Consider the following 3380-nt stretch of genomic DNA (forward strand, 5'->3'; position numbering starts at 1 on the left):
TTCCTCGGCGAGCCGACCGTCGACGTCACCGAGCTCAACCTGGCCGTCGCCGCGGCGCGGGCGAGGGGATGATCGCAGGGTGAACGGGCCGCACGGCATCGCAGGAGAGCTGCCCCGTCCCGGGGAGCTGCGGATCCATTTCGGCGCCGCGCCGGGGGTGGGTAAGACCTTCGCCATGCTCTGTGAGGCGCGGCGGCGCCGGGACCGTGGGACCGATGTGGTCGTCGGGCTTGTCGAGACCCACGGCCGGTCCAAGACGGCCGGGTTGCTCGAGGGTCTGGAGGTCCTGCCCCGCCGGCGGGTCCGGCGTGGCGAGGTCGTGGTCGAGGAACTCGACGTGTCCGCGGTGCTCGCCCGCCGTCCGGAGGTGGTGCTGGTCGACGAGCTCGCCCATACCAACGTCCCCGGCTCGGGGCACCCGAAGCGCTGGCAGGATGTCCAGCGGGTTCTCGAGGCCGGGATCGATGTGTTGTCCACGGTGAACGTGCAGCACCTCGAGTCCCTCAACGATGTCGTCGAGAAGATCACCGGGGTTCGGCAGCAGGAGACGGTGCCGGATGAGTTCGTGCGCCGCGCCGCGCAGATCGAGCTGGTCGACATCACCCCGGAGGCGCTGCGCCGGCGGATGGCGCACGGCAACATCTATCGGGCCGACCGGGTGGACGCGGCGCTGGTCAACTACTTCCAGGTCGGGAACCTGATCGCGCTGCGCGAGCTGGCCCTGCTCTGGGTGGCCGACGAGGTCGATGTGGCCCTGCAGCGTTACCGCGCCGACAAGCACATCCGGGAGACCTGGGAGACCCGCGAACGGGTCGTCGTCGCGCTCACCGGCGGGGCGGAGAGCGAGACCGTGCTGCGCCGGGCCAGCCGGATCGCCAAGCGGGCCGGTCAGGCCGACCTGCTCGCCGTGCACGTGCTGCGCGGCGACGGGCTCGCCGGCGCCCCGGTCGGCGCGACGGGCGCCCTGCGCACGCTGGCCGACGACGTCGGGGCGTCCTTCCATACCGTCGTCGGCGACAGCGGCGCCGAAGGGGTCACCGGCGCGCTGCTGGAGTTCGCCCGCGGGGTCAACGCCACCCAGCTCGTCCTCGGTACCTCCCGGCGGTCGCGGTTCGCGCGGCTGTTCGACCCGGGCATCGGGGCGCGGGTGGTGCGCGAGTCCGGGTCGATCGACGTGCACATGGTCACCCATCCCGCTGCCGGCACGGCACTGCAGCTACCCCGGATCCGCAGCAACGTGCCCGGTGGGCGCCGCCTGCTGGGTTGGGGGTTGGCCGTGTTCGCCCCGGCGGCGGCGACCGGGGTGGGTGGTGCGCTGCAGTCGGTGATCGGGCTGTCCACCGATGTCGTGCTGTTCTTCCTGGCCACCGTGGTCGCCGCCCTGGTCGGTGGGCTCGGGCCCGCGTTGCTGGCGGCCCTGCTCGGCGGGCTGTTCCTGAACTTCTTCCTCACCCCACCGCTGTATTCGCTCACGATCGGGGAGACCGAGAACGTCATCACCCTGGTCGTGATGTTGCTGGTCGCGGTGCTGGTCGCGTTGGTCGTCGACCGGGCGGCGCGGCGCGCGGAGCAGGCCGTGCGGGCGCGCACCGAGGCGGCGCTGTTGGCGTCGTTCGCCCGTACCGTGCTGACCCGCTCCGATCCCCTGCCTCGGCTGCTGGAGAAGGTGCGTGAGGCCTTCGGGCTGCGCGGCGTCGCCCTGCTGGAACGCGCCGAGGGCGCTGGAGCTGGCGGCGTCGGGTGGGGCCGGGTCGCCACCTCGGGACCGCCGGAGTGCGGGCGGCCGGAGGATGCCGATGTCGATGTGGAGGTGGAGCCCGGGTTGCACCTGGTGGGCAGCGGGCGCTCGCTGCCGGCGTTCGACCGGCGGTTGTTGGAGACGGTCGGGGGGCAGGCGTTGCTCGCCCTGCGCAGCCAGCGCGCGGCGGCGGACGCGGTCCGGGCGACGCGGCGCGCGGAGCTCAACGACACCCGCGGCGCCCTGCTCTCCGCGGTCGGCCACGACCTGCGCAGCCCGCTGACCTCCATCAAAGCCGCCGTCGGGAGCCTGCGGGATCCGTTGCTGCGGCTGTCGGGCATCGACCGGGCCGAGCTGCTCGAGACCGTGGAGGAGTCCGCCGACCGGCTCAGTGGCCTGGTCGGTAACCTGCTCGACTCCTCCCGGCTGGCCTCGGGTGCGGTGGAGCCGCTCCTGGAACGGGTCGGCTACGACGAGGTCGCCGCCGGCGCCCTGCTCGGCCTGCCGGACGCGGCGCGGGTGGTCCTGGAGATCGGTGAGGACCTGCCCGATGTGTCCGCCGATGTCGGGCTGCTGGAGCGGGTCGTGGCCAACCTCGTCGACAACGCGCTCCGCCACGGTGGGGGAGCCCCGGTCGTGCTGCGCGCCAGCGCCTACGAAGGCCGCGCCGAGTTACGGATCGTCGATTCCGGACCGGGTGTCCCGGCCAAGGCCCGCGACCATCTGTTCGCCCCGTTCCAACGCCTCGGCGACCGTGACGCGACCACCGGGGTCGGCCTCGGGCTCTCCGTCGCCCGCGGGCTGACCGAGGTCATGGGCGGGGCGCTGACCGCCGAAGACACCCCCGGCGGAGGCCTCACCACGGTCGTCTCCCTGCCGATCGCGGGCCAGACGGGCCGCGCGGCCCGCAGCGAGGCCACAACGACCGTGCCGGGACGCGTTGGCGACGTCGTCCCCGCCGACCGGGTCCGATGACCGCCGCCCCGCCCGCCTCGCCGCCGACGCGCTCGGGCGCCGCGGAGGATGCTCAGCGGGAGAGCACTCAGCGCATTCTCGTGGTCGACGACGACCCCCATATCGTCCGCGCCCTGCGGATCAACCTGTCGGCGAACGGCTACCACGTCGTCGTGGCCACCGACGGGCGCTCCGCCCTCAGGGCCGCCGGTGACACCCACCCCGATCTCGTCGTGCTCGACCTCGGACTCCCCGACCTCGACGGCGCCGACGTCATCGCCGGGCTGCGCGGCTGGACCTCCGTCCCGATCGTGGTCCTCTCCGCCCGGACCGACTCCGCGGACAAGGTCGCCGCGCTCGACGCCGGCGCCGACGACTACGTCACCAAGCCCTTCGGCATGGCCGAGCTCCTCGCCCGGCTCCGCGCCGCCATCCGCCGCGCCGCCACCGCCGACGGCGACGGCGACGGCGAGGTGCTCGTCGAGTTCGGAACGGTCCAGGTCGACCTGCAGCGCAAGCGGGTCCGCCGCGCCGGCGCCGACGTGCACCTCACCCCGACCGAGTGGGGGATGCTCGAGATGCTCGTTCGGCACCGCGGCAAGCTCATCGGGCAGCGGGAGATGCTCCGCCACGTGTGGGGCCCCCGACACGAGGACCGCACCAACTACCTACGCGTCTACCTCGCCCA

At 73.5% G+C, this 3380-nt stretch carries 2 protein-coding genes; both read left to right on the forward strand.

Annotated elements, in window-relative coordinates; all coding sequences use genetic code 11:
- Nucleotides 1–79 precede the first annotated feature (79 nt).
- Entirely contained in the window at nucleotides 80–2713 is a 2634-nt protein-coding gene (locus JWP64_RS01550; RefSeq protein ID WP_297491329.1) for a DUF4118 domain-containing protein, read from the forward strand.
- Nucleotides 2710–3380 (forward strand): response regulator (locus JWP64_RS01555; RefSeq protein WP_297491332.1); only part of this gene is annotated, 671 nt, incomplete at its 3' end. The genes JWP64_RS01550 and JWP64_RS01555, both read left to right, overlap by 4 nt.

Source organism: Pseudonocardia sp., assembly GCF_025465255.1.
Lineage (GTDB): Bacteria > Actinomycetota > Actinomycetes > Mycobacteriales > Pseudonocardiaceae > Pseudonocardia.